General features: G+C 69.3%; 22 protein-coding genes and 1 pseudogene. 13 read left to right on the top strand and 10 right to left on the bottom strand.

What is annotated here, in order from left to right; translation table 11 throughout:
* Nucleotides 1-18 precede the first annotated feature (18 nt).
* A complete protein-coding gene (locus ABD808_RS29895) occupies nucleotides 19-198 on the bottom strand; it encodes a DUF397 domain-containing protein (protein WP_344903645.1) in 180 nt (59 codons plus the stop codon).
* Nucleotides 195-1010, bottom strand: a complete 816-nt coding sequence (locus ABD808_RS29890; protein WP_344903642.1) for a helix-turn-helix domain-containing protein — start codon at nucleotides 1008-1010, stop codon at nucleotides 195-197. The genes ABD808_RS29895 and ABD808_RS29890 overlap by 4 nt, the downstream gene beginning before the upstream one ends.
* Before the next feature lie 265 nt (nucleotides 1011-1275).
* On the opposite strand from ABD808_RS29890, the gene ABD808_RS29885 reads away from it, so the two are divergent.
* From ABD808_RS29885 to ABD808_RS29870, 4 genes are all read left to right on the top strand, one after another.
* Nucleotides 1276-2958: an AMP-binding protein gene (locus ABD808_RS29885; RefSeq protein WP_344903639.1), complete on the top strand. Its 1683-nt coding sequence runs from the start codon at nucleotides 1276-1278 to the stop codon at nucleotides 2956-2958.
* Nucleotides 2958-4616, top strand: coding sequence for an AMP-binding protein (locus tag ABD808_RS29880; RefSeq protein ID WP_344904561.1), 1659 nt, complete (start codon nucleotides 2958-2960; stop codon nucleotides 4614-4616). Before ABD808_RS29885 ends, ABD808_RS29880 begins: the two co-directional genes overlap by 1 nt.
* A gap of 69 nt (nucleotides 4617-4685) precedes the next feature.
* Entirely contained in the window at nucleotides 4686-5558 is an 873-nt protein-coding gene (locus ABD808_RS29875) for a helix-turn-helix transcriptional regulator (protein ID WP_344903636.1), read from the top strand.
* A gap of 309 nt (nucleotides 5559-5867) precedes the next feature.
* The gene (locus ABD808_RS29870) at nucleotides 5868-6500 is read left to right on the top strand and encodes a TetR/AcrR family transcriptional regulator (protein ID WP_344903633.1); all 633 of its coding nucleotides are present in this window, start codon (nucleotides 5868-5870) and stop codon (nucleotides 6498-6500) included.
* A gap of 24 nt (nucleotides 6501-6524) precedes the next feature.
* Here the strand turns inward: ABD808_RS29870 and ABD808_RS29865 are convergent, their stop codons facing one another.
* The 3 genes from ABD808_RS29865 to ABD808_RS29855 are packed head-to-tail and all read right to left on the bottom strand — an operon-like array spanning nucleotide 6525 to nucleotide 10833.
* Complete coding sequence (locus ABD808_RS29865; RefSeq protein WP_344903630.1) at nucleotides 6525-7913, bottom strand: GntP family permease; 1389 nt, start codon at nucleotides 7911-7913, stop codon at nucleotides 6525-6527.
* A gap of 53 nt (nucleotides 7914-7966) precedes the next feature.
* Nucleotides 7967-9577, bottom strand: a complete 1611-nt coding sequence (locus ABD808_RS29860; RefSeq protein ID WP_344903627.1) for an N-acyl-D-amino-acid deacylase family protein — start codon at nucleotides 9575-9577, stop codon at nucleotides 7967-7969.
* Complete coding sequence (locus ABD808_RS29855) at nucleotides 9577-10833, bottom strand: alanine racemase (protein WP_344903624.1); 1257 nt, start codon at nucleotides 10831-10833, stop codon at nucleotides 9577-9579. The genes ABD808_RS29860 and ABD808_RS29855 overlap by 1 nt, the downstream gene beginning before the upstream one ends.
* A gap of 108 nt (nucleotides 10834-10941) precedes the next feature.
* Between ABD808_RS29855 and ABD808_RS29850 the strand changes: the two genes are divergently transcribed.
* Both ABD808_RS29850 and ABD808_RS29845 read left to right on the top strand, forming a co-directional pair.
* Nucleotides 10942-11688: an IclR family transcriptional regulator gene (locus tag ABD808_RS29850; protein WP_344903621.1), complete on the top strand. Its 747-nt coding sequence runs from the start codon at nucleotides 10942-10944 to the stop codon at nucleotides 11686-11688.
* 281 nt (nucleotides 11689-11969) lie between these two features.
* Complete coding sequence (locus tag ABD808_RS29845) at nucleotides 11970-12830, top strand: polysaccharide deacetylase family protein (RefSeq protein ID WP_344903618.1); 861 nt, start codon at nucleotides 11970-11972, stop codon at nucleotides 12828-12830.
* Nucleotides 12831-12950: 120 nt separating this feature from the next.
* On the opposite strand, the gene ABD808_RS29840 is transcribed toward ABD808_RS29845, so the two are convergent.
* Nucleotides 12951-13334, bottom strand: a complete 384-nt coding sequence (locus tag ABD808_RS29840) for a hypothetical protein (protein WP_344903615.1) — start codon at nucleotides 13332-13334, stop codon at nucleotides 12951-12953.
* A gap of 602 nt (nucleotides 13335-13936) precedes the next feature.
* Between ABD808_RS29840 and ABD808_RS29835 the strand changes: the two genes are divergently transcribed.
* Entirely contained in the window at nucleotides 13937-15250 is a 1314-nt protein-coding gene (locus tag ABD808_RS29835) for a sensor histidine kinase (protein ID WP_344903612.1), read from the top strand.
* Entirely contained in the window at nucleotides 15214-15858 is a 645-nt protein-coding gene (locus ABD808_RS29830; RefSeq protein WP_344903609.1) for a LuxR C-terminal-related transcriptional regulator, read from the top strand. The genes ABD808_RS29835 and ABD808_RS29830 overlap by 37 nt, the downstream gene beginning before the upstream one ends.
* Before the next feature lie 101 nt (nucleotides 15859-15959).
* Here the strand turns inward: ABD808_RS29830 and ABD808_RS29825 are convergent, their stop codons facing one another.
* Nucleotides 15960-16649 carry a DUF4232 domain-containing protein gene (locus ABD808_RS29825; protein ID WP_344903606.1) on the bottom strand — a complete coding sequence of 230 codons (690 nt, stop codon included), beginning with the start codon at nucleotides 16647-16649 and terminating at the stop codon, nucleotides 15960-15962.
* A 155-nt stretch (nucleotides 16650-16804) separates the two neighbouring features.
* On the opposite strand from ABD808_RS29825, the gene ABD808_RS29820 reads away from it, so the two are divergent.
* Nucleotides 16805-17668, top strand: coding sequence for a hypothetical protein (locus ABD808_RS29820; RefSeq protein WP_344903603.1), 864 nt, complete (start codon nucleotides 16805-16807; stop codon nucleotides 17666-17668).
* Here the strand turns inward: ABD808_RS29820 and ABD808_RS29815 are convergent.
* The gene (locus ABD808_RS29815) at nucleotides 17643-18449 is read right to left on the bottom strand and encodes an enoyl-CoA hydratase/isomerase family protein (protein ID WP_344903600.1); all 807 of its coding nucleotides are present in this window, start codon (nucleotides 18447-18449) and stop codon (nucleotides 17643-17645) included. The genes ABD808_RS29820 and ABD808_RS29815 overlap by 26 nt on opposite strands.
* Before the next feature lie 536 nt (nucleotides 18450-18985).
* Here ABD808_RS29815 and rho point away from each other — a divergent pair.
* Nucleotides 18986-20131 (top strand): annotated as a pseudogene (gene rho / locus ABD808_RS29810) (transcription termination factor Rho); the annotation flags it as partial.
* Nucleotides 20132-20135: 4 nt separating this feature from the next.
* On the opposite strand, the gene ABD808_RS29805 reads toward rho, so the two are convergent.
* A complete protein-coding gene (locus ABD808_RS29805; RefSeq protein WP_344903597.1) occupies nucleotides 20136-21710 on the bottom strand; it encodes a serine/threonine-protein kinase in 1575 nt (524 codons plus the stop codon).
* A 226-nt stretch (nucleotides 21711-21936) separates the two neighbouring features.
* On the opposite strand from ABD808_RS29805, the gene sigE reads away from it, so the two are divergent.
* Entirely contained in the window at nucleotides 21937-22476 is a 540-nt protein-coding gene (gene sigE / locus ABD808_RS29800; RefSeq protein ID WP_344904558.1) for an RNA polymerase sigma factor SigE, read from the top strand.
* Nucleotides 22477-22480: 4 nt separating this feature from the next.
* Here the strand turns inward: sigE and ABD808_RS29795 are convergent, their stop codons facing one another.
* Nucleotides 22481-23305 (bottom strand): alpha/beta fold hydrolase, encoded by an 825-nt coding sequence (locus ABD808_RS29795; RefSeq protein ID WP_344903594.1) that lies wholly within the window; start codon nucleotides 23303-23305, stop codon nucleotides 22481-22483.
* Nucleotides 23306-23456: 151 nt separating this feature from the next.
* Between ABD808_RS29795 and ABD808_RS29790 the strand changes: the two genes are divergently transcribed.
* Together ABD808_RS29790 and ABD808_RS29785 are read left to right on the top strand one after the other, a co-directional pair.
* Nucleotides 23457-24062, top strand: a complete 606-nt coding sequence (locus tag ABD808_RS29790; RefSeq protein WP_344903591.1) for a TMEM175 family protein — start codon at nucleotides 23457-23459, stop codon at nucleotides 24060-24062.
* A gap of 45 nt (nucleotides 24063-24107) precedes the next feature.
* Nucleotides 24108-24512: an SgcJ/EcaC family oxidoreductase gene (locus ABD808_RS29785; RefSeq protein ID WP_344904555.1), complete on the top strand. Its 405-nt coding sequence runs from the start codon at nucleotides 24108-24110 to the stop codon at nucleotides 24510-24512.
* Nucleotides 24513-24584 lie beyond the last annotated feature (72 nt).

The raw sequence follows: 24584 nt of genomic DNA, 5'->3' as shown, positions 1-24584 counted from the left end.
CAGCGGTCCGGCGTTCGGCTAATGCTTTAGGTCCGCCAGCAGAACACGGAGGGTGCCGGGTGTGATGAAGAGCTTGGGGCCGTCCGGGTCCTTGGAATCTCGGACGCCCACGACCTTGCCGAGGTCTGCCAGTTCGACACATTCGTCTCCCTGTGAGCTGCTGTGGCTGCTCTTGCGCCATGCGGGGCGAGGGGTCATGGCTTCCATAGTTCCTCTGCGATCTCCTTGATCAACGCTGCCGACAACTCGGCCGGGAGCGCATAGGTGGAAATGTCCGCGAACCGCTGGTGCAGCCGTTCGAGTTCGGACAACCCGTCCAGGATCCTGCCGTGCGGCTCGGAAAGAGTGTAGGCGGTCTGAAGGTTGCCGGGCAGGGTCGCGATGGTGAACCCGCCAAGGTTGCCCGGATGCGGAGCGCCGTCCGGAATCACCTGAACGGACAGGCGCCGGGACACAGCGTCGGCCAACTGATGAAGCTGCTCGTACATCACCGCTGCGGTGCCGACCCGAGAGCGCAGTACCCGTTCCGGGAGGATGTAGATCAGCCTCGGCGGCGGTGGTTCGTTTCGAGTGAGGATGATCTGCCGGTCGATTCGGCTCTGCACGGCCTGCTGGTCGCCATAGAGAAGCACCTCGGCGTAGCTCGGCGTCTGCAACAAACCGTGAATCACGAGCGGCTGATAGGACCGCAAGGTTTCGGCCGTTGTCTCGTACTGGGGCCAGTCGGCGAAGTGTTCGGGGAAGGCGGCCGTGCGGCCGTCGAAGAGGCCGTCGTGGAGGTGGGTGAGGGCCTCTCGGGTGTCCAGGACGCGGTCGCACTCCTCGGCGAAGATTCGTTCGCAGCCGGACTCGCCGCGCTCGACGGCGCTGATCATCGAGGACGAGTACGGGATCTGGTTTCCGAGTTGGGCGAGGGACAGCTTGCCCAGTTCTCGGTATCGGCGGACCTCGGAGCCGAAGAGGTCGAGCGGGCCGCGTGACGGGGTCAGGGTCTTGGGGCGCTGGGGCATGTCCTCTCCTTTGGGCGGCGATCGGACGCGGGGTCACGGTCGCGTTGGTGGCCACTTACTTGGCATCTCTTTGCATCTCTTTGCATCTTGACGCAGAGTGAAGATCGACCGCAGGCGAACAGATGTTCCCCTGGGTGAGGCTTGTGTTGCCTGGGCGGAGGGGACGGGGGTGGGTATGACTACCCCCGTTTGGGGGTGGCGTAGGTCACTTTGGATGGCCAACGATTCTTGTGCCGGGTGTTCGTGTGTGCTTTGAGGAGAGACCATGGCCGCAGTCGAGTTCCGCGCGGCGCGCGACTTCCTGCTCGCGCATCGTGACGACTACGCGACCGCGTACGAGAAGTTCCGGTGGCCGGTGCTGACCGGGTTCAACTGGGCGCTGGACTGGTTCGACAAGATCGCCGAGAGCAACGACTCGCCCGCGTTGTGGATCGTCGAGGAGGACGGGTCCGAGGCGAAGTACTCGTTCTCGCAGATGGCGCGGCGGTCGAACCAGGTGGCGAACCTGCTGCGGCGGTCGGGGGTGCGGCGCCGCGACCGGATCATTCTGATGCTCGGCAACCAGGTCGAGCTGTGGGAGACGGTGCTCGCGGCGATGAAGATCGGCGCGATTCTGATTCCGTGTACACCGCTTCTGGGGACGGCGGATCTCCAGGATCGGGTGGTGCGGGGGCACGCTCGGCATGTGGTGGTGGGGTCGGAAGACGTCGACAAGTTCGATGGTGTGGAGGGTGAGTTCACCAGGATCGCCGTGGGCGAGAAGGTCGACGGGTGGGTGCACTACGCCGACGCCTATGGGGAGACGGAGTCGTTCACCCCGTACGGGCTGACGATGTCGCGCGACACGTTGCTGCTGTACTTCACGTCCGGGACGACGGCACAGCCCAAGCTCGTGGAGCACACACACGCCTCGTACCCGGCGGGCCATCTGTCGACGATGTATTGGATCGGGCTGCGGCCCGGGGACGTCCACCTGAACATCTCGTCGCCGGGGTGGGCGAAGCATGCCTGGAGCAACGTCTTCGCGCCGTGGGACGCGGAAGCCTGCGTGTTCATCTTCAATTACACGCGGTTCGATGCCGATCGGCTTGTCGACACCCTTGAGCGGTGCGGGGTTTCGAGCTTCTGCGCGCCGCCGACCGTGTGGCGAATGCTGATCCAGTCGGATCTGGGACGGCTCGCGAATCCGCCACGTGAGGTCGTCGCGGCGGGCGAGCCCTTGAATCCCGAGGTGATCGAGCGGGTCAAGGCCGTGTGGGGGCGGACGATCCGGGACGGGTTCGGGCAGACCGAGACAACCGTGCAGATCGCCAACACGCCTGGTCAGGAGGTCAAGCCGGGGTCGATGGGACGGCCCGTGCCCGGCTATCGGGTGGCGCTGGTCGATCCGGCGACCGGGGAGCCCGGCGACGAGGGCGAGATCTGCCTCGACCTGGACGACCGGCCGCTCGGGCTGATGACCGGCTACCACGGCGACGACGCGCGTACCGAAGAGGCGATGGCGGACGGTTTCTACCACACCGGCGATATCGGCTCCCGCGACGAGGACGGCTACATCACCTATGTCGGACGCTCCGACGACGTGTTCAAGGCGTCCGACTACAAGATCTCGCCGTTCGAGCTGGAGAGCGTGCTGATCGAGCATGACGCGGTGGCGGAGGCCGCGGTGGTGCCGTCGCCCGATCCGGTCCGGGCGGCCGTGCCGAAGGCGTACGTCACCCTCACCGCCGGGTGGGAGCCGACCGCGGAGACGGCGAAGGCGATCTTCGAGCACAGCCGGGCGCAGCTGTCGCCGTACAAGCGCGTCCGGCGGCTGGAGTTCGGTGAGCTGCCGAAGACGATCTCCGGCAAGATCCGCCGCGTCGAGCTGCGCGACGGCGAGCGCGGCAAGCACCCAGGCGCCGACGACCGGCCCCCGGGCGAGTTCCGTGAGGAGGATCTTCGATGATGTCGCCCCGCGCGCCCTTCCTTTCGTATGCGTCGGGCACGTCGGCGGTGCCGCTGCTCGGCGACACCATCGGCGCGAACCTCGCCAGGACGGTCGCGGCCTTCCCGGAACGTGACGCGCTGGTCGAGCAGGCGTCCGGGCGCCGCTGGACGTACGAGCAGTTCTCCGACGACGTGGACGCGGTGGCGCTCGGCCTCCTCGAACTCGGCGTCGTCAAGGGCGACCGCGTGGGCATCTGGTCGCCGAACTGCGCCGAGTGGATGCTCGTCCAGTACGCGACGGCCAGGATCGGCGCGATCCTGGTCAACATCAATCCCGCGTACCGGGTGCATGAGTTGGAATTCGTTCTGAACCAGGCCGGTATCCGCACGCTGGTGTCGGCGACCGCGTTCAGAACGTCCGACTACGCGGCGATGATCCGTGAGGTGCGGCCGAAGTGCGCGGCGCTACGGGACGTCGTCCTCATCGGCACGCCGGAGTGGGACGCGCTGCTGGGCGCTGGCCGGGCCATCGACCCGGCGACGCTCACCGAGATCGGCCGGACGCTGACCGCCGACGACCCCATCAACATCCAGTACACGTCCGGAACGACGGGCTTCCCGAAGGGCGCGACGCTCTCCCACCACAACATTCTGAACAACGGATTCTTCGTCGGCGAGCTGTGCGGCTATGACGAGGAGGACCGCGTCTGCGTGCCCGTGCCCTTCTACCACTGCTTCGGCATGGTGATGGGCAATCTCGCGTCCACCAGCCATGGCGCGTGCATCGTGATCCCGGCGCCCGTGTTCGACCCGAAGGCGACGCTGGACGCCGTCGCCGCCGAGCGGTGCACGTCGCTGTACGGGGTCCCGACGATGTTCATCGCCGTTCTGAACGAGCCGTCGCTGGACGATCTCGACCTGTCGAGCCTGCGCACCGGCATCATGGCGGGTTCGCCGTGTCCCGTCGAGGTGATGAAACAGGTCATCGAGCGGCTCGGGATGAGCGAGGTCGCGATCTGCTACGGCATGACGGAAACGTCCCCCGTGTCGACGCAGACGCGGGCGGGCGACTCGCTCGACAGACGTGTCTCGACCGTCGGGTCCGTGATGCCGCATCTTGAGGTCAAGGTCATCGACCCGGAGACGGGCGTGACCGTCCCGCGCGGCACGCCAGGCGAGTTCTGCACGCGCGGCTATTCGGTGATGCTCGGCTACTGGGACGAGCCCGAACGCACGGCCGAGGTCATCGACGCCGCACGCTGGATGCACACCGGCGACCTCGCCGTAATGGACGGCGACGGCTACGTCACCATCACCGGCCGGATCAAGGACATGGTGATCCGCGGCGGCGAGAACGTCTACCCGCGCGAGATCGAGGAGTTCCTCTACACCCATCCCGACATCGTGGACGCGCAGGTCATCGGCGTCCCGGACGAGAAGTACGGCGAGGAGCTGATGGCGTGGGTGCGGCTGCGCGAGGGCGTGCCGGGCCTGACCGCCGACGGGCTGCGCGCGTTCTGCGACGGCCGCCTCGCCCACTTCAAGATCCCGCGTTACGTGCATGTCGTGGACGAATTCCCTATGACCATCACAGGGAAGATCCGCAAGGTGCAGATGCGCGCGGAGGCCGTCGACATTCTGGGAATCTCCGATTCGGAGCCCGCCGCGCAACCCTGATCGCCCGTTTTCGTTCGGAACCTTTCGAGACGCCGCCGGGGCGGGCATGCTCGGAGCATGGGTGTGCCTATGTCGGGGGATCTGGGCGTCCGACCCCCAAGCATGACGCGGGACGACGAGGGCGGCGTCCGGACGGCGGTGCTGTCCCTGCACCGGACGACCGGCCTTCCGGTGGTGTTCGGCGGCGCCGTGTCCGGGAACGCCCCGGGCGGCGCGGACGACCGGCTGCGCATCACCGAGCTGGTCGGCAACACCACCGACTCGCTGGACGGCCTGATCGTGCGCCACGGCAACGGGCTCGGCGGCAAGGCGATGGCCATGGGCCGTCCCCTGTGGGTGAGCAACTATCCGCATTCGGTGTCGATCAGCCACGACTACGACAAGCCGGTCGGCCGGGAGGGATTGCTGTCGATCCTGGCGGTGCCGATCGTGGTGCGGCGGCGCGTGCGGGGCGTCCTGTACGGGGCGTTGCGCGAGCCGCTGTCGCTGGCCGACCGGGTGCTGGGCGCGGCCGTCCAGACCGCCCGTGACCTGGAGCAGGACCTCGCCGTCCAGGATCGGGCGCACGAGGCGCTCGCGCGGTCGCGTCCGGAACCGGCGGCCGCGCGGTGGGAGGAGGTCAGGGCCGTGCAGGCGGAGCTGCGCGCGCTGGCCGACCGGGTCGACGACGCGGCCACGCGCGACCGACTCCGGGAGGCGTCGTTGCGGCTGGCGGCGGCCGGTCCCGAGCCGGACGGTTCGCCGCGTCCCGCGCTGTCGCCGCGCGAGCTGGACGTGCTGTCGCATGTGGCGATCGGCTGCACCAACGCGGAGGCCGCCGCGCGTCTCGGCCTGATGCCGGAGACGGTGAAGAGCTACCTGCGCTCGGCGATGCGCAAGCTCGACAGCCACACCCGGCTGGAGGCGGTCACCACCGCCCGCCGGACAGGGCTGCTGCCCTAGCCGCGGGGAGCCGTCGTGAGGAGACCGCGGGGCCGCGCGGTCGTCTCGGGATCGGGCCCGGCGACGGGGTCAGCGACATGCGTTTCGCGCACCGTCCAGTACAGATCGGCCCCCGTGGCGCACTGCCTGGATCGAACGTTCACCACACGCCGGCTGCGCCGGGCCGTGATCGCTCGGCCGTCCCGCCAGCTCCGAGGCGGGGACGCCCGTTCCCCCGATACGCACAAAACCGTAACACCTCTGCGAACAAACTTGTTCATGGTAAACGGGTTTCCTGAGTCTGACTGATCACGTTGATAGCTTGTGCGGGTGGACTCCGACGGCTTCCCCTCGCTGCCGCGCGGGCGTCATCACCTCACCCGCGCGCAGGTTTCGGCGTCGCAGCGGGACCGGCTGCTCCAGGGCATCACGCAGGCGGTGGCGGAGAACGGTTACGCCCGCACTTCCGTCGCCGACGTGCTGAAGCGCGCCCATGTGTCCCGCGAGACGTTCTACGAGCATTTCGCCGACAAGCAGGCGTGTTTTCTCGCCGCCTACCAGGCCACCGCCGACCGCATAGCGACCGTCGTGCGGGACGCGCTGAAGCCGACCGGCGAGCCGGTGATGCGACGCCTCGAACACGCGGTGTGCGACTACCTGCGGGAGCTCTCGGCCGACGCGAGTTCGGCGCGCATGTTCCTGCTGGAGATCTACGCGGCGGGCCCGGCGGCGGCCGTCCTGCGGCACACGGTCCATCGGGGCTTCATCGAGCTGGTCGACGCGGCGCTGATGGAGGACGAGCGGTTCCGCCGCCTCCCGGACCACGAGTTCGCGTCCACGATGCTGGTCGGCGGGGTGGCGTCCCTGGTGACCGGTGCGGTCGCCATGGGACAGCACGCCACCCTGCCGAAGCTGTGCACGCCGATCCTGTCCTATCTCGCCTCGCTTCTCGATCCCGGCTAGATGCGGGCTGGATAAAGGTGCCCTCTAGATGAAGGTGCTGAGCGAGGCCGCCATTCCGAAGCCGACGACCGACAGGATCGTCTCCAGCACCGTCCACGTCTTGATGGTGTCGCGCACCGACATGTTGAAGTAGCGGGAGATGATCCAGAAGCCGCCGTCGTTGACGTGCGAGGCGATGATGGAGCCCGCCGAGATCGCGATGGCGATCAGCGCGACGTGCGGGTCTGAGTAGTCCTTGGCCGTGACCAGCGGCGCGACGATGCCGCCGGTGGTGACGATCGCGACGGTCGCCGAGCCCTGCGCGAGCCGCAGCCCGCAGGCGATGAGGTAGGCGAGCACGATGACGGGCAGGCCCGCGTCCGACAGGGTGGTGGCGAGGGCCTTGCCGACGCCGGTCGCCGACACGACGGCGCCGAAGAACGCGCCGCCGCCGATGACCAGCAGGATCATGCCGATCGGACGTAGTGACCGCGCCGCCAGGTCGGACAGTTCCGCGGTGGAGACGCCACGGCGGATGCCGAGGGTGTACATCGCGAGCAGGACGGCGATGGTGAGGGCGACGACGGGGTTGCCGAGGAACGTCAGGGCGGGCAGAGCCGAGCTGTCCTCCCACCAGACGGTGCCGAACGTGGCGAGCAGGATCAGCACCAGCGGGACGGCGATGATGAACCCGACGAGGGCGAGCGAAGGTTCCGGCTCGTCCTTCTCCAGCTTCACCTCCTCCGCCACGACGTACTCCTCCGGGACCTCGACGATCACGCGCTTGCCGATCCAGGCGCCCCAGACGACGCCCGCGACGAGGAACGCGGGGATGCCGCAGACCAGGCCGAGGATGATGAGCCAGCCGAGCGGCACCTCGAGGAGCCCGGCGGCGGCGACCGGCCCGGGGTGCGGCGGCAGGAACGCGTGGGTCATCGACAGGCCCGCGAGCAGCGGCATCGTGTACAGGACGAGCGAGCGCCCGCCCCTGCGCGCCGTGATGTACACGAGTGGCGCCAGGACGAAGATGCCCACGTCGAAGAAGACCGGGATACCAAAGATGAGCCCGGCGAGGCCCATCGCGAGGGGCGCGCCGCGTTCGCCCGCGACGCTCAGCAGTCGTCGCGTCAGGACGTCCGCGCCGCCGGACCGCTCCAGGATGGCGCCGAGGATCGTGCCGAGGCCGACGATCGGCGCGATGTGACCGAGGAGCCCGCCGAAGCCCTTCTCCAGGACCGACTCCTTGGAGCTGAGCGCGGTCCCGACGATCTCCTCGACGCTGAGCCCGGCGACCAGCGCGAGCGCGAGGCCGGAGACCAGCAGGGCGATGAACGGTTCGAGTTTGACCTTGATGATGAGGAACAGCAGGATCGCGATGGACGCCGCGCACAGCGTCAGCAGGCCGCCTGTCTCGTGTTGCAGCCAATGGACCATGGGAGCGGCCCTCTCGGTGATGTGGGGGGGTGGGGGGAGCGCCGGAGGCGACCTCAGCGGGTCGTTCCGGCGGGGGTGCGGCGGAGGGAACGGCCGGGCAGGGCGCCGGAGTGGCGTCCGTCCCGGATGACGGCGGTTCCGCCGACGAACACGTGCGTGATGCCGTCGGGCTGGCGCTTCGGGTCGTCGAAGGTGGCGGTGTCGCGGACGGTGGCGGGGTCGAACAGGACGAGGTCGGCGTGGTGTCCGGGCCGGATCAGTCCGCGATCTTCGAGGCGGAGCCGCCGCGCCGCGACCCCGGTCAGGTGCGCGACGCACTCCTCCAGGGAGAGCACGCCGAGGTCGCGGACGTAGTGGCCGAGGTAGCGGGGAAACGTCCCCCAAGCGCGCGGATGCGGTTTCGCGGCTGCGTTGGCTTCTGTAATCACGGGTAGAAGCCCGTCGCTGCCACCGGTGTGGCAGGGATGGCGCATGATCGCCCGGACGTTCTCCTCGTGCCCGACGTGCTGGAGGATCGTGGTGGCGAGGTCGTCGGCGACGAGCCGTTCGCAGAAGACGTCGAACGCGGGACGTCCGGACGCGGCGGCGAGGTCGGCGATGGTGCGTCCGACGACGGTGGTGTCCGGGGAGCCGGAGATCTCGATCGTCTCCCATTCGGCGGGGACGCCGTGGCAGCCGTCCGACCCCTCGACCTCCATCGAGTGCCTGATCCGGGACCGTTCCTCCGGGTCGGCGAGCCGCGCCAGCAACGCGGCGGGGCCGCCCGCCGCCGCCCAGCTCGGGAGCAGCGCGACGAGGGTCGTGGAGCCCGGCAGGTACGGGTAGGTGTCGAGGGTGATGTCGCCGCCGTCGGCGATGGCGGCGTCCAGCAGGCTCAGCAGTTCGGGCGCGCGGCCCCGGTTGACGCCGAAGTTCATCGTCGCGTGGGCGAGGTGCAGCGGGCAGCCGGTGCGGCGCGACAGCTCGACCATCTCCGCGTACGCCTCCAGCGCGCCCGCGCCGTACGAGCGGTGGTGCGGCGAGTAGAAGCCGCCGAGCGACGCGACGACGCGGCACAGCTCGGCCAGTTCCGCGTTGTCGGCGTACATGCCGGGCACGTAGGTGAGGCCGCTGGACATCCCGACGGCGCCTTCACGCATGCCGATCGCTACCAGTTCGCACTGCCGGTCGAGTTCGGCGCGGGTGGGTGGACGGTCGTCCCACCCCATCGCGAGCATCCGGACCGTGCCCTGCGGGACGAGGTAACAGGCGTTGACCGCGATGCCCTGGTCGAGACGGTCGAGATACTCGCCGACACCGCGCCACGACCAGTCGAAGCCGGGCGGGTCGCCGTTCCAGCCGCTGATGGTGCGGCGGGTCTCGGCCAGGGTGGTGTCGTCGACGGGGGCGTAGGAGAGGCCGTCCTGCCCGATGACCTCGGTCGTCACGCCCTGACCGACTTTGGCGAGATGGTCGGGTTCGATGAGCAGCGCCAAGTCGGAGTGGGCGTGCATGTCGATGAAACCGGGTGACAGGACGAGACCGTCCGCGTCGATGGTCGTCGTGCCGGTGAGGTGCTGCCCGATCTCGGTGATCCGGCCTTCGCCGATCGTGACGTCGGCGACCCGGCCTGGGGCACCGGTGCCGTCGACGACGGTGGCGCCCCGGATAAGGGTGCCCGGCATCAGAACCACGTCCTGATGAGGTCGATGACGGTCGGATGCTCGGCGTCGGCGTCGTCCACGACCGGGAGGAGCGTCCATTTGTCGAGCGCGGTGCACGGGTGCGACAGGCCGAGCCGGACGACGTCGCCGACCTCCACGGAGCCGCCGACCAGGAAGGCGTGCTGGTCGTTGACCGCCGTGACGCTCGCCTTCTCGACCGGGTCGGGCCCCTTGCCCCGGACGAACTGCGGTCCGGGGAGGCCCTCGTCGAACGGTAGGTCGCGTTTGCCCGCGTCCAGCAACGCCAGCTCCGGTTCAGGCCGGGACACGGCGCGCGCCCAGCCGTGCATGGCCGAGCGCAGCGCCGTGTCCGCCGCTCCCCGTGAGAAGGGCGAGATGTCCTTGTAGAAGCCGTCGTCGTGAACGATGTACGCGCCCGATCGCAGGACGACCCGTCCGTCGACCCCGCCGAGGACGTCGGCGACCTGGTCGAAGAACGAGCTGCCCCCGGCCGTGACGATGGGCTCGTCGGTCTCGTACTCCAGACCTCCGAACAGGTTCGCCATCCGGCGCAGGTAGGCGTCGACGGCGGCGCGGCCCTCGTCGGACGCGTCGTGCGCCAGCGCGCCCTCGTATCCGGCGAGGCCGACCAGGCGGAGCGTGGGCGCGGCGCGGACGGCGTCGGCGATCGCGCGAGCGTCGCCGTCGTCGCGGACACCGGTCCGCCCGTGCGGGCCTCCGATCTCGACGCACACACCGACCCGGCGCTGGACGCGGGCTTTGCGCAGCGCCTCGTCCATCAGCTCGACCGAGCGCACCGAGTCGGCCCAGGACACGAACTCCAGCTCGGGACGTTCCTCCAGCTCGGCGCCCAGCCAGGCGAGGCCCGCCGGGTCGAGCAGCGCGTTCGCCACCATGACGCGGGTGACGCCGAACGCGAGGGCGACACGAAGTTGCGGCAGGTTCGCGACGGTGAGGCCCCACGCCCCGGCGTCCAGTTGGCGGCGCCACAGCTGCGGGGCCATCGTCGTCTTGCCGTGCGGGGCGAGGGAGACTCCGGCGTCGTCCGCCCACCGGGCCATCGCCCGGACGTTGTGGTCGAGAGCGCCTTCGTCCAGGGTCAGCAACGGGGTGCCGAAGTCGTCCAGTGGCGGACGAAGCTCGCGAACCTCCGCGACCGTCCTCCCGTGCAGGGACGCCGGTATCGCCTTGAAGCGCCAGTCGAGCCGTTCGTCACCGAGCGCGTCGATCGCCTCGGTGTCGATGCTCGCGACCATGATGACCTCCAACGTTGCGCAATATGCAACCGCAATTGCACCTTGTGCTTCTGTGGTTGTAGCATCACGCGCGGGTGCCGGTCAACGACCCGGGAAGGCGGACGGCGGATGAGCCAGAGTCTCGGACGCGCCCTCGCCATCCTCCGCGAGCTGGGCGAGGGGCCGCGCGGGCTGGACGAGCTGGCCGCGAAGGTCGGCGTCCACAAGACGACCGTGCTGCGGCTGCTGCGCACCATGGAGGACGAGCGTTTCGTCCATCGCGGCGCCGACCACCGCTTCCACCTCGGCTCGCGGCTGTTCGCGCTGGCGGGCGCGGCACTGGAGCAGCGCGGCGTCCGGGACGTCGCCGCCCCGCACCTCGCCCGGCTGAACGACGCGACCGGGCAGACCGTCCACCTCGGCGTGTACGAGGGCGGCAACGTCATCTACCTGGACAAGTACGACTCGCGGCACGCGATCCGCATGTACTCGCGGGTCGGGTTGAGCATGCCGCTGCACGCCACTGCCATCGCAAAGGTCCTGCTGGCCGACCTGCCCGAGCCGCGCCGCCGCCGGGTCGCCGAGGAGATCGAGTACACCCGGTTCACCGAGTACACGATCACCGGCGCGGCCGAGCTGCTGACCGAGCTGTCCCGGGTGGCCGAGCGAGGTTACGCACTGGACGACGCCGAACACGAGACGTTCATCCGCTGCGTCGCGGCACCCGTCCGCGATGCGACCGGCCGCGTCGTCGCCGCCGTGTCCATCTCCGTGCCCGAGGTCCTGCTGAACCGGGACGAGGTCCTCGCCCTGCTACCCGACCTACTGGACACCGTTCACGCCATCTCCACCGACTGCGGCCACACCACCCCCTGACCACCACCCCCTCACCACCGCGCCCCAACTATGGGACCCCAACCATGGGACCTCCACCACAGGGCCCTCCCCGCAGGACCCCCACCACAAGGGCCCTCACCACAAGGCCCTCACCACAGGACCCTCACCACAGGACCCTCGCCACAGGCCTTCACCACGCGGCCCTGACCATGGGGCTTCGCCACGGGACGTTGACCATGGGGGTTGTCTGGGTGGCCCTAATAATGAGGAAGATCCCATAGCGGCCTCCCAGTCCCTTAAACCTCGATAGCGTGGGACATGTGGAGGTCGATGTTTCGGGTCTGGCGTCCGACCTGGCGTCACGCCTGGCGACGCGTCGTGAGGCGCTCTGGTTGATGGGCGCGGCTGTCGCGGTCACCGCGGTCGCGGCAGACGGGCCCGATCCGGCGGACGGTCCCCGGAGACCCGCCACGGCGACTCCCCGGGCGCGTCCGGTCATCCACCCGACGCCCACTCCGACGCCGACGCCCACCCCAACGCCGCGTCCCGCCCCGTGGACGCCCGCGAAGCTCACCGCGCTGGAGACTCCGGTCCGCGAGCTGTCGCAGCTGTCCCCCGCGCCGCCGCCGAAGTCGATCGCGCTCACCATCGACGACGGCCCGCACCCCGAGTGGACGCCGCGGATGCTGGAGCTGCTCGCCAAGGAGGGCATCCACGCGACGTTCTTCCTGATCGGCGAGCAGGTCAAGGAGTATCCGAAGCTGACCCGCCGCATCGCCGACGCCGGTCACCAGATCTGCAACCACACCGAGACGCACCCGATCAGCATCGCGAGGATGTCGACGAAGAAGGTCCGCAAGGAGATCGTCGACGCGCACGACCGGATCGCCGACACGACGGGCATCGTCCCGCAGTTCTTCCGGTCGCCTGGCGGCGCGTGGTCGAAGACCGTCCTGGAGCAGACCGCCGAGCACGGCATGCTGCCCATCGACTGGGCCGTCGACCCCCGCGACTGGTCCCGGCCGGGTGTGGGACGCATCCGCAGGTCGCTCCTGAAGGGCAAGGAGGGCAACATCATCCTGTGCCACGACGGCGGTGGCGACCGGTCCCAGACCCTCAAAGCGTTGGAAAGCGCAATTCCCAAACTGAAGAAACGCGGCCTGAACTTCGTCGCTCTCTGACCCGCGCTCTGACCGGGCCCCCGCGACTCAATTGCGCGTTCGTGAAAGTTGCCGGACGCGCGGGAACGCCGCCCCGAAGCAATTCGCGGGGCGGCGTCCGCTGCGTTCACATCCGGAGCGTCAGGCGACCCTCTGGTACGGCAGGACGGTCTCGCCGGGCTTGTGCGTGCTCATGTCGAACATCGTGAGCGAGGCGAAGGTGGGGCCCTTGTGGCAACGGTTGTCGAGCAGCGTGGTACGGCCACGGAACGCGTTGATCGTGCCGTCGATGCTCTTCTGCGCCGGGCAGACGACGTTGAGCTGAATGGCGCCGCCACCCATGCAGTTCACCGCGACGAACGGGCCGGCCGAGGCGTCGAGGGAACAGACGACGGGCGGTCCCGGAGGGGGCTTGGGAGCGTCGTCGTTGCCGGCCGCCATCGCGGGCCCGGCGCCGAGGCCGTACAGGCCGAGCGCGGCCGCGCCGAGCGCGACCGTGGAGAGGGTGTACTTGCGAATGTTCATGACGCACTTCCTCTGGAGGCTGGTTGTTCGGAAGCAATGTGATCACATTTTGAACAATTCTCCCCCTGGCCTGTCCGCAGCGGTATGACCTGTGCGGGCCGACCGAGGACGGAAGAACGTCCATTGGCGCCGGCGTCGCAAATCGGGCCCGATTCCGTGGAACCGGACCCGGAATGCAGACCTATCATCGGGGGCCAACGGGCCGGTTGGTAATACCAGTACCTCATCAAAATCAGTTATACCCGCGACTCACCATGGACAATGTTAGTCAGACTAGGCAGAGTGGTGTCCAATACGTGCGCACCGGTCGATCCGCTTCGCACATCGGGCCGGAATTGACAAAGCCCTGGCGCGGATTTCATAGCGGAGAACCGTTCGGCCTGGGATATGCGAACCCCTCGAGTTCACACAAAGGGCCCATGGCGGGCGGCCGAGGCACGCGCCGGGCGGGACGGGCGGGGTGGCGGTGGGGCCCGGCTGCCGGGTGTAGTCAGGTACACCCCCACTCCGGGTTGCGGGCACACTGTGCGGAAGGGCGCACGCCAGAAGACTGGAGGTCAGAAGGCGGCGACCCCTAAGGAGCACCCGTGGACGGCGGAACGGTGACAGAGACACGACAGCGAGAAACACGACTGCAACGGCACGTCAGGGCGCCGTGGCGGGGCCTGGCCCTCGGGCTGCTCGGCATCCCCGCGATGCTCGTCGGCATCTGGTTCATCACGGTCGTCTCGTTGATCACCAGTTTTGTCGGGGTGCTGCTGTTCCCGTCCGCGACGATGCTGCTGCGCACCCAGCTGGACGCCTACCGCGTCAGGATCAACCGCTGGACGGACGCGAAGATCCAGCGTCCCTACCTGCCGGAGCCCGAGATCGAGCCCGGTCTGAACGGCCTGCTGAAGCGGTTCGCCCGGCTGATCAGCGACCCGGCCACCTGGCGCGACTACCTGTGGGCGGCCGCCGACCCGATCGTGGTGCTGTTCACGGCGGCGCTGCCGGGCCTGCTCATCCTGTACGGCCTGTGGGGCTTCGCGCTCGCGACGTTCGCGGGCGGGATGATCGGCCACTACGGCGGCACCGACTGGTACGCCTACATCCACGTCACGGAGGGCTACGACCGCGACGCGGCGCGCCTGGTCTCCACGGTCGTCATCGCCACCGCGTGCGTCGTCGCCGGTCACCTCATCGGCCCGAAGATGCTGGAGGTGTACGGGCAGTGGGGCCGGTTCGTCCTCGGCCCGACGAAGAAGTCGGAGCTGGCGCTGCGCGTCCAGCATCTGACCGAGACCCGCTCGGAGGCCGTGGACGCCTCCGCCGCCGAGCTGCGCCGCATCGAACGCGACCTGCACGACGGCGCGCAGGCCCGGCTCGTCGCGATGGGCATGAGCCTCGGCGCGATCGAGCACCTGCTCGACAAGGACCCGGCGAAGGCCCGGGTGCTGCTCGCCCAGACCCGCGAGTCGTCGGCGAAGGCGCTGCACGAGCTGCGCGACCTCGTCCGCGGCATCCACCCGCCGGTGCTCGCCGACCGCGGCCTCGGCGACGCGGTCAAGGCGCTCGCGCTCGACCATCCGATGCGGGTCGAGGTCACGGCCGACCTGCCGGAACGGCCGGAACCGCCGGTCGAGTCGGCCGCCTACTTCGCGGTGTCGGAGTTCCTCACGAACGCGGCCAAGCACTCCGGCGCGTCCCAGGTCTGGATCGACCTGCGGTACGACAACGGCATGCTGCGGATCACCGTCACCGACGACGGGCGCGGCGGCGCGTCGCTGGACGGCGGCACCGGCCTGCGCGGGATCGAGCGGCGGATCGGTACATTCGACGGCGTCCTCGCCCTCAGCTCGCCCGTGGGCGGCCCGACGATCGTCACCATGGAGCTGCCTTGCGCGTTGTCATCGCCGAAGACCTCGCCCTCCTGAGGGAGGGGTTGGTCAGCCTCCTGGAAACGCACGACTTCGAGATCGCGGCCGCCGTCGACAACGGCCCCTCGCTCCTGAAGGCGCTTCTCGACCACCGCCCGGACGTGGCGGTGGTCGACGTGCGTCTGCCGCCGTCCTTCACCGACGAGGGCCTCCAGGCGGCGCTGGAGGCGCGCCGCCAGGTCCCCGGCATGCCGGTGCTGGTGCTGTCGCAGTACGTCGAGCAGCTGTACGCGCGGGAGTTGCTCGCGGACGGCACCGGCGCCATCGGCTACCTGCTCAAGGACCGGGTGTTCGACGCCGCGCAGTTCGTGGACGCGGTCCGCCGGGTCGCGGCGGGCGGCACCGCGATGGACCCCGAGGTCATCTCCCGCCTGGTCGCCAGCAACACCCGGAACACGCCGCTCGGCCGCCTGACACCGCGCGAGACGGAGGTCCTGGAGCTGATGGCGCAGGGACGGTCGAACGCCGCCATCGCGGAACGGCTCGTCATCACCGAGCGGGCGGTGACGAAACACACCGCGAACATCTTCACCAAGCTCGACCTGCCCGTGACGGGGGACGACAACCGCCGCGTCCTAGCCGTCCTGGCCTATCTGAACCACTGAGCTGAACCGCTGATCTGTTCTGAACCGCTGGCATAGGCACGGGCGCGGCGCCATGGTGGCACCGCGCCCGCTTCTCCCCCACGCCCGCTTCTCCCCCCGCGCTACATGAAGTTCACGCCGACCCTCGTCGGCTGGATGGTGCCCTGGACGACCGTGTTCGGGCAAAGCTGCCGTGGTCCGTTGAACCATTTCGCTGGTGCGGCCACCCAGGTTCCGTACCAGGAGACGGCGAAACTCTTGGTGTCCGGGCATTCCACGTCGGTCGTCCACTTCATGCTCGCGTAGACCCACTCGCCGGGCTTCACGGTGATGTTCATGCCCGCCCCGGGGTAGTTCTGCCGGGACGCCTGGAGCGGCTGGTAGGTGCCGTTCTCGTCGGACAGGCCCATGGACGCCCAGCCCGCCGGGATCGTACAGGGCCGTCCGGAGTTGTTCTTGAGGCTCAGCATGGAGACCGTCCTGGTCTCCGTGCTGCCGTCCTGCTCCTGCATCTCGGCCGCCATTTCGCCGCCCTGGCAGCGCGTCCCGCCCCCGGCGGGCGCCCCGCCGCCTCCCGTCGGCGCCCCGGTCCCGGTGCCGCCTCCGTTCCCTCCCCCGCCGCCCGGCGCCTTCGACGCCGAGCCGTTCGACGGGAGGCTCACCTCGGGTGGCGACGACCCGGTGCCCGAGCCCGTGCCCGAGCCCGAGGCCCCGGTTCCGCCATCGCTGGAGCAGGCGGCGAGCGAGGCGGTGAGGACCAGCGCGGACGCGGCCAGAACGAGCAGCGATCCACGGTCGGCGATCGGCTTCATCAACGTTCCCCCGAATCAGTGATGATCTTCTGTGTCCGGATGGTGAGATGGCCGGAAAGTCCGACAGGTTCGGACTTTTCGCCGAGTCGTGGAATGTCGCAGGTCGCGGCGAGTGGCATAGTCTGCTCCGCGAGATTTGCCCCCGGGAGGGCACGATGACGGTGATTCTGGTCCTGCTCTGCCTGGCCATCGCCGGCCGGGAGCTCTATCTGGCGTTCGAGCGCAAGCGGATACCGGGCGCGCCCGAGATCGCCGACATCCGCACCCAGCTCCGCGCGCTGAAGGGGACGCGGGACGAGCTGGAGAGCGTCCGCGCGTCGCAGGGCGACCGGCTGGACCGGCTGACCCGCGAGCAGGACCGCGACCGGGAGGCCCTCGGCGCCGCCGACGCCCGGATCAGGTCGCTGATCTCGCAGATCAACGACCGGATGGTGCCGGACGTCAACGACCGCCTGCACCGGCAGCGGGAGGCCATGGAACGGCTCGCCGCCGACCTCACCGGGCTCCGCGCCCAGCTCGCCCGCCGTCTCGACGACGCCGTCGCGGCGTCCCTCGGCGCCGAGGCCGCGGACGTCGTCGCCGGGCTCCTGCGCGTGGAGCCGCCGGAGACGCTGCCACCGGCCGCCGCGGTGTTCGGACGTTTCGTCGAGCACCAGGGCCTGCGCGTCGAGCTGACCGACCTGGACCGCTACTACCTGTCGGGCCGCAGCCCGCGCGGCCTCGAACGCGACTTCATCGAACTGGTGCGGGCGCTGCGCGGAGACTGCGAGGAGACCACCGAACAGCTCCGTGACCTGGCCCGAGCCCTCGGGGACGCCGAACGCGGCACCGCCCAGATCGGCCCGCTGCTGCTCGTCCGGACGCCGGACTCACTCGTGTGCGGGGTGCTGCCGCTCGCGGAACTGCTGCGTCCCGAGACCCCCGGGCTGCTGGACGACCTGCCCGCTGCCGAGCGGCGTATCCGGCAACTCCCCGAAACACGGTTCTGCGTCGTCAGCGGGTCGGATTCGTCCACCTGAAGGCGGGGTCGCGGCGTTCGAGGAACGCGGCGATGCCCTCGTCGGCCTCGCCACTCGCGGCCATCTCGTCCAGCCATCGCCGCGCCTTCTCCGCTACGGGGCCCGACGCGACGACCGCGTCCACGATGTCCTTGGTGGCCCGCTGTGTGAGCAGCGACCGGGACGCGAGCGTCGCGGTGAACCCGGCGACCCGCTCGGCCAGGCCGCCCGCCGGGACGACCTCGTCCACCAGACCGACGCGGAGCGCGTGCCCGGCGCCGACCAGGTCCGCCGAGTAGAGCAGGTACTTCGCGGCGGACGGCCCCACCAGGCCGACGAGCCGTGCCGTCGCGTCCGCCGGGTAGACGATGCCGAGCTTGGCCGGAGGGATGCCGAACCGGGCGCCGTCCGAGGCGAACCGCAGGTCACAGGCCGCGGCGAGCTGGCAGCCGCCGCCCACGCAGTAGCCCTCGATCGCCGCGAGCGACGGTTTCGGGAACGCGGCGAGCGCTCGTTCGGCGACCGTCGCCAGGTGGGAGTCGTCGTCGCGGTGGATGTCGGCGAGTTCGGCGATGTCGGCGCCCGCGCAGAAGTTCCCGTCCGCCCCGGTCAGCACCGCGACCCGCACGTCCGGGTCGGCGGCCAGCTCGTCCAGGACGCCGGGAAGCGCCCGCCACATGGCCGCGGACATCGCGTTGCGCTTGGCGGGACGGTCGATCACGATCGTGCCGACACCGTCCGCGACCACCGCGCGCAACGCCCCGTCGGTGCCCGCGGGAGACCCGCCCGGCGGCCCCGCCATAGTCCTCCCTCAGCTCGGCCCCGGCCATCGTACGAAGCCGCCGTGTCGTGGGCGGGACGCGCCCCCGTCCGGGAGGCGGAAACGCCCGCGTGGAAACATTCCCGGACGTCCGGGAATGCCAAACGGGCCCTGAGTGCTGTACCCTCGAGGCAACGTCTTCGGTTCCGCGAGGGCCGGCGAAGACGTTCTCTTCCCCGCCCGGGCCATCTGAGAGCCCGGTGAATTCCCGATTCGAGACGCTCATTGACGTCCGAACGACCGTACAAGGGAGCCGACGTCAGCCCGGTGAACCGAGCTGCATTTCTCTCATTCCACTCGCGTACGCGCCGCGGGTTCCGCCGCCGTACACGAGAGTCGACCCCGGGCCGTGCGGAACGTTCCGCATTGGCCTAGAAGGGACCCGCATGTCCACTTCCACACTCACCACCGAACGGCCCGCCGCCGAACGCACCGGTGCCGAACACACCGGCACGGCGCGGACGGCCCCCGGCCGTAAGGTCCAGGCGCAGCACAGCGTGTCCGCGCCGACCGGCAGCCGCAGGAGCGGCCGCCAGGGACGGCCCCCCGCCGAGGAGGCCCCCACCGTCCCGTTCACCGGCATCCTCGCCGTCCAGGACAAGCACGCTTTCGTGCGCACCTCCGGCTACCACCCCGGCTCGAACGACGTGCACGTGTCGCTCGCCCAGATCAAGGCCAACAATCTGCGTCCCGGCGACGCCGTCGCGGGCACGGCGCGTCCGCCCAAGACGAGCCGCGAGAAGTTCGCCGCCCTCGCCCGCGTCGACACGGTGAACGGCGTGGCGCCCGACGAGGCGGCCGACCGTCCCGAGTTCGGCAAGCTGACCCCGCTGTTCCCGAACGAGCGCCTGCGCCTCGACACCGGCTCGCTCGCCACCCGCGTCATCGACCTGGTGTCGCCGCTCGGCAAGGGCCAGCGCGGCCTGATCGTGTCGCCCCCCAAGGTCGGCAAGACGATGGTGCTCCAGGCCGTCGCGAACGCGATCGCCGAAAACAACCCCGAAGTGCACCTCATGGTCGTGCTCATCGACGAGCGGCCCGAAGAGGTCACCGACATGCAGCGGACGGTGCGCGGCGAGGTCATCCACTCGACGTTCGACCGTCCCGCGAAAGACCACACCGAACTCGCCGAACTCGCCATCGAACGGGCCAAGCGACTCGTCGAACAGGGCCACGACGTGGTCATGCTGCTCGACTCGATCACCCGGCTCGGCCGCGCCTACAACCTCGCGGCGCCGTCCAGCAGCCGCATCCTGGCGGGCGGTGTCGCGACGACCGCGATCTACCCGCCGAAGAAGTTCTTCGGAGCCGCCCGCAACATCGAGGACGGCGGTTCGCTGACCATCCTCGCGACCGCGCTGGTCGAGACCGGGTCGCGCATGGACGACGTCTTCTTCGAGGAGTACAAGGGCACCGGCAACATGGAGCTGAAGCTCGACCGGGGCCTCGCCGACCGCCGTGTCTTCCCGGCCGTCGACATCGAGGCGTCCGGGACGCGCCGCGACGAACTGCTCATGTCGCCGGAGGAGCTCCAACTCTCCTGGCGTCTGCGCCGCGCTCTCCAGGGGCTGGAGAAGCAGCAGGCCGTCGAGCAGCTGCTGGAGAAGATGAAGGGCACCTCGTCCAACGCCGAGTTCCTGCTCCGCCTCCAGCAGACGACCTGACGGCCTACCGTCCCCGTTCCGGACGGAACGACCTCAGGATCGTGTCGTACAGGCGCTGGCCGGGCGTCCACTCCTGATCCGGGGAGTGGAAGCAGAACTCGTACCCCGCCGCCCGGCTGCACAGCACATGCCTGGTGCCATCGGCGCCGTCCCGCCAGGTGAACTCCCATTCGGCGGCGCCCGCGACGACGTCCGGCGCGCCCTCCAAACGGAGCCTGCGATATCCGGGGTAGCGGTTCTCCGCGACAGCGGCCCGCTCTTCTGCGCGCAACCCGTCCAGTGGGTCTCCGACCGTTGGCGCGATGCGTAGGCCACGTCCCGCCTGGGCGTCCTTCCACCGCATGACGGGCCCGCGTCGCTCCGCCTGCCAGCCCGCGGGCACGCGCACCGAGTAGGCGCTCGCCTCCCGGTACTTCGCCGTCTTGGCCGTCCCTCCCGCCGCCGGACGCAACGCGACCGCGTCACTCGTGCCGATCGACGCCCACCGGGCGGCCCACGTCCCGGCCCCGGCGGCGACCACGGCGAGCGCCGCCGCCCCCACGACGGCCCCGGGACGCACGCGCGGCCTCCACCGGCGGGCACGACGCGATCCGCATGGCGGCGCCAACGTCCACGGAACACGAGGCCCCCGCAGGACGCGAGAGACCGCCGCGTCCCGCGAGACCCACGCACCGCGACGCGCCCAAGGCACACGCCGCCGCAGCGAGAAGCGGTTGTGCACGACGACCCTGGTGGCACCACCTTCCGGATGGGCCCCGATGACGTCCCGTAGAACCTCGGATGTGGCCTCAGCCGTCCAACGGTCTTCGGGCCGCTGGCTGAGAAGCCCCTCAATGACGGGCGTCAACGGACCCGCCCGCACAGGACGCGCGTAGTCGCCCAGCAACACCGCCACCATCGACGCCAGCGCATGGCTACGCAGGAACGGCGAGAACCCCTCGACAGCGGTGTAGAGCGTCGCGCCCAACGACCACAGATCGGAGGCCTCCACCCCCGGCATCCCGTTCACCCTCTCGGGCGGGAGGTAGGCGGGCGACCCCTCGATGCCCGCGGGCATGGTGTCCACGGTCTCGGTGCCGCTGTTCAGGTGGACCGCGAGGCCGAAATCGGTCAGGAGCACCCGTCCGTCATCGCAGACCAGCACGTTGCTGGGTTTGACGTCACGGTGCAGGATCCCCGCGGCATGCGACGCGCGCAGCACCGACAGGACGGCCGCGCCGATCTCGGCCGTCCGGCGCACGCCAAGCGGGCCGTCTTCGGTGACGAGCCGGTTCAGCGAACACGACTCCAGGAACTCCATGACGATCCACGGACGTCCGTCCTCCACAAGCAGGTCATGAACGGCGACCACACCCGGATGCTTCAACGCAGCAGTAGCACGCGCTTCCGACAGAAGTCGCCGACACAACACCCTGCGTTCACTTTCGGTGATGCGTCCGGGGAGATGGACCTCCTTGACGGCGACGTCCCGGTCCAACATCTCGTCGTAGGCGCGCCAGACGGTCCCCATCCCGCCCCTGCCGACCACAGAGAGCAGGCGATACCGCCGGGCGAGCGGTATCAACCGGTCCCCACTCATGGGGAGGTAATCGCCGGTCCACGCCCAAGCCACGCTCCCACCGCATCAATCATTTTTTGACCGGTTCGATCAGCAGCAAAAGGGCCCAGACGTGGTATATCTCCGTCCGGCACCCCTTCAGGGCACCGCCGGGCCGCGTCGTTCTTACACGGCTCTTATCCGGGTACCGGCATGCTTGGCCGTAACGATTCAGTATCAGACGGGGGTAGTGGTGAGCGCAGGCGCTATGGCGTGGACCCCGCCGACGTGGGAGGAGATCGTCAGCGAGCACTCGACGCGAGTGTTCCGGCTGGCGTACCGGCTGACCGGCAACCGACACGACGCCGAGGACCTGACCCAGGACGTCTTCGTCCGGGTCTTCCGTTCGCTGTCGTCCTACAGCCCCGGCACGTTCGAGGGCTGGCTGCACCGCATCACCACGAACCTCTTCCTCGACCGCGCCCGCCGCAAGCAGCGCATCCGCTTCGACGCGCTCTCCGACGACGCCGCCGACCGCCTCCAGGGCCGCGAACCGACGCCCGCCCAGGCCTACGACGACCGCCTCTTGGACGCCGACATCCAGCGCGCCCTGGACGGTCTGGCCCCCGAATACCGCGCCGCGGTGGTCCTGTGCGACATCGAGGGCCTCACCTACGAGGAGATCGCGGCGTCGCTGAACGTCAAGCTCGGCACCGTCCGCTCCCGGATCCACCGGGGCCGCGCCCAGCTGCGCGAGGCACTGGAGCACCGCCGTCCGACGGAACTCCCCACGCCCTGCGACCGCTGAGCGACTACGACTTCGCGATGAAGTCGAGGATGTCCTGATTGACCTCGTCGGCGTCGGTCATGAAGATCCCGTGCCCCGTCCCGGGGTACTCCTTGTACACGCTGCCTGGCACGAGCTCGGCCAGCCGACGCCCGCAGATCGCGACGGGAGCCGAGGCGTCGGCGTCCCCATGAAGGATCAGCGTCGGCAACCGAAGCGCCGCCGCCTCCGCACGCAGATCGGTGCAGAAACCGGTCTTGACCGCCTCGACGGCCGCCTTGGCGGAGCAGTCCAGGCACCGCTGCACCGTCCACTCGATGAGTTCGGACGAGACCTTCTTGCCGAGATGGGTCGCGAAGAACGCCTGCGTGTTCTGGGCCATCCACTGCGGACGGTCCTTCGTCCGCACCGCCAGCGCGGCGTCGAACAGCTCCTGCGGGATCCCGCCGGGGTTGTCCGCCGTCCTGATGGCCAACGGCGCGGTGACCGAGATCATCACGGCCCGGCTCACCCGGTCGTACCCGTGCCGCGTCAGGTAGCGGATCACCTCGCCGCCGCCCATCGAATGCGCCACCAGCGTCACATCACGCAGATCGAGATGGTCGAGCAGCGCGGCCAGGTCATCGGCGAGGGTGTCGTAGTCGTAGCCGTGCCCGACCCAGTCAGATTTTCCGTGGCCACGCCGGTCGACGGCGACGCAGCGCATGCTCTCCGACAGCGGAAGCATCTGGAACTCCCACGAACTACTGCTGAGCCACGCCCCGGCAATGAACACGACCGGATCGCCCGAGCCCCAGTCGGTGTAGAACAAGCTCGTCCCGTCCGCGCCTTCGAAATACGGCACCGTCACACCCTTTCCCCTGGTTCTGTCTCTGACGATCTTCACCGAGCAGGGGTCATCGGGTCGATTACCTCGGACGTAACCGTCCTGGGTAGGGCTTCCAGGGCGCTGCCGGGCCCTTTGCTCTCCCTAGCCGCGACGGCTGGCAGGATTGTGGACGATGGCCATCCCCAGAGACCCCGACCGACTCGTCTTCTTCACCGACGCCGTGGTCGCGATCGCCATCACTCTGCTCGTCCTCCCCCTGGTGGACGTCGTCCCCGAGGCGGAACGGAACGGCCAGAGCGCCACCGAGGTGATCACCGAGCACAAACCGGAGATCTTCGGCTTCCTGCTGAGCTTCGCCGTGATCACCCGCCTGTGGCTCGCCCACCACGAGTTCTTCCGCCACATCCGCGCCTACTCGGGCCGCCTGATCCTCTGCAACATCGGCTGGATCCTGACGGTCATCGTCCTGCCGTTCCCCACGGCGATGGTCGGCGTCTACGGCGACGACCGCTTCACGGCCGCCTTCTACATAGCCACGATCTTCCTGGCCGTCGCCTTCCAGGCAGCCATGGAACTGGTGGTCCGAGCAGACCCCGACCTGGCGTCAGAATCAAACCCACCGCCCCGAGAGGCCCTGACCGGCTCGACCACCGCCGCGGCCCTCCTGGCCCTGGCCCTCGTCCTGGCACTGGCAATCCCAGCCCTGAACTACTGGACGCTCCTCCTGCTCTTCCTCTCGTCCGCCATAGAGAAAGCCTGGCAACGCCACCACCCTTAGCGTCCGCTTGACCTCAAGCACACGTGAGGAACAAAAGTGGTGCTCATGAGCACAACAGACGCCGACTCCCGGACCGAACTAGAAGCGATCAAGCAGGTAGTCGCCCGGGTAGAGCACTCCCAGAACAACGAACTGCCAGCCGACTTCGTCGCCCTCTTCCGGGCCGACGCCGTCTGGACAACAGGCCACGGCAAACGCCTGTTCGGCCGCGACGCGATAGCGACCTTCACCCATCAGGTCCTCCCCGGTGCGATGCAGAACACAAAGGTCACCTTCGAGGTAGAGCACGTCCTGTTCATCCGCCCCGACGTAGCCGCCGTCAAGGTCCGCCAGGTCTACGAAACGCCCGACGGCCAAGACGTGGGCACCCCCTTGTTCGTGATGGCAAAGGAAGGAGACCAATGGCTCCTGACCGCCTGCCAAAACACCACCGTCTTCAACGACGAGTGACCGACCTTGAGCTTCCCCCCGTTCTCCGGACACCTGGCCTGAGGTCACCGGCGATCATCAGGAAGGATGTCG

Source organism: Actinomadura meridiana (genome assembly GCF_039537545.1).
GTDB classification, from domain to species: domain Bacteria; phylum Actinomycetota; class Actinomycetes; order Streptosporangiales; family Streptosporangiaceae; genus Spirillospora; species Spirillospora meridiana.
This window is presented reverse-complemented; position numbering and strand designations above follow the sequence as displayed.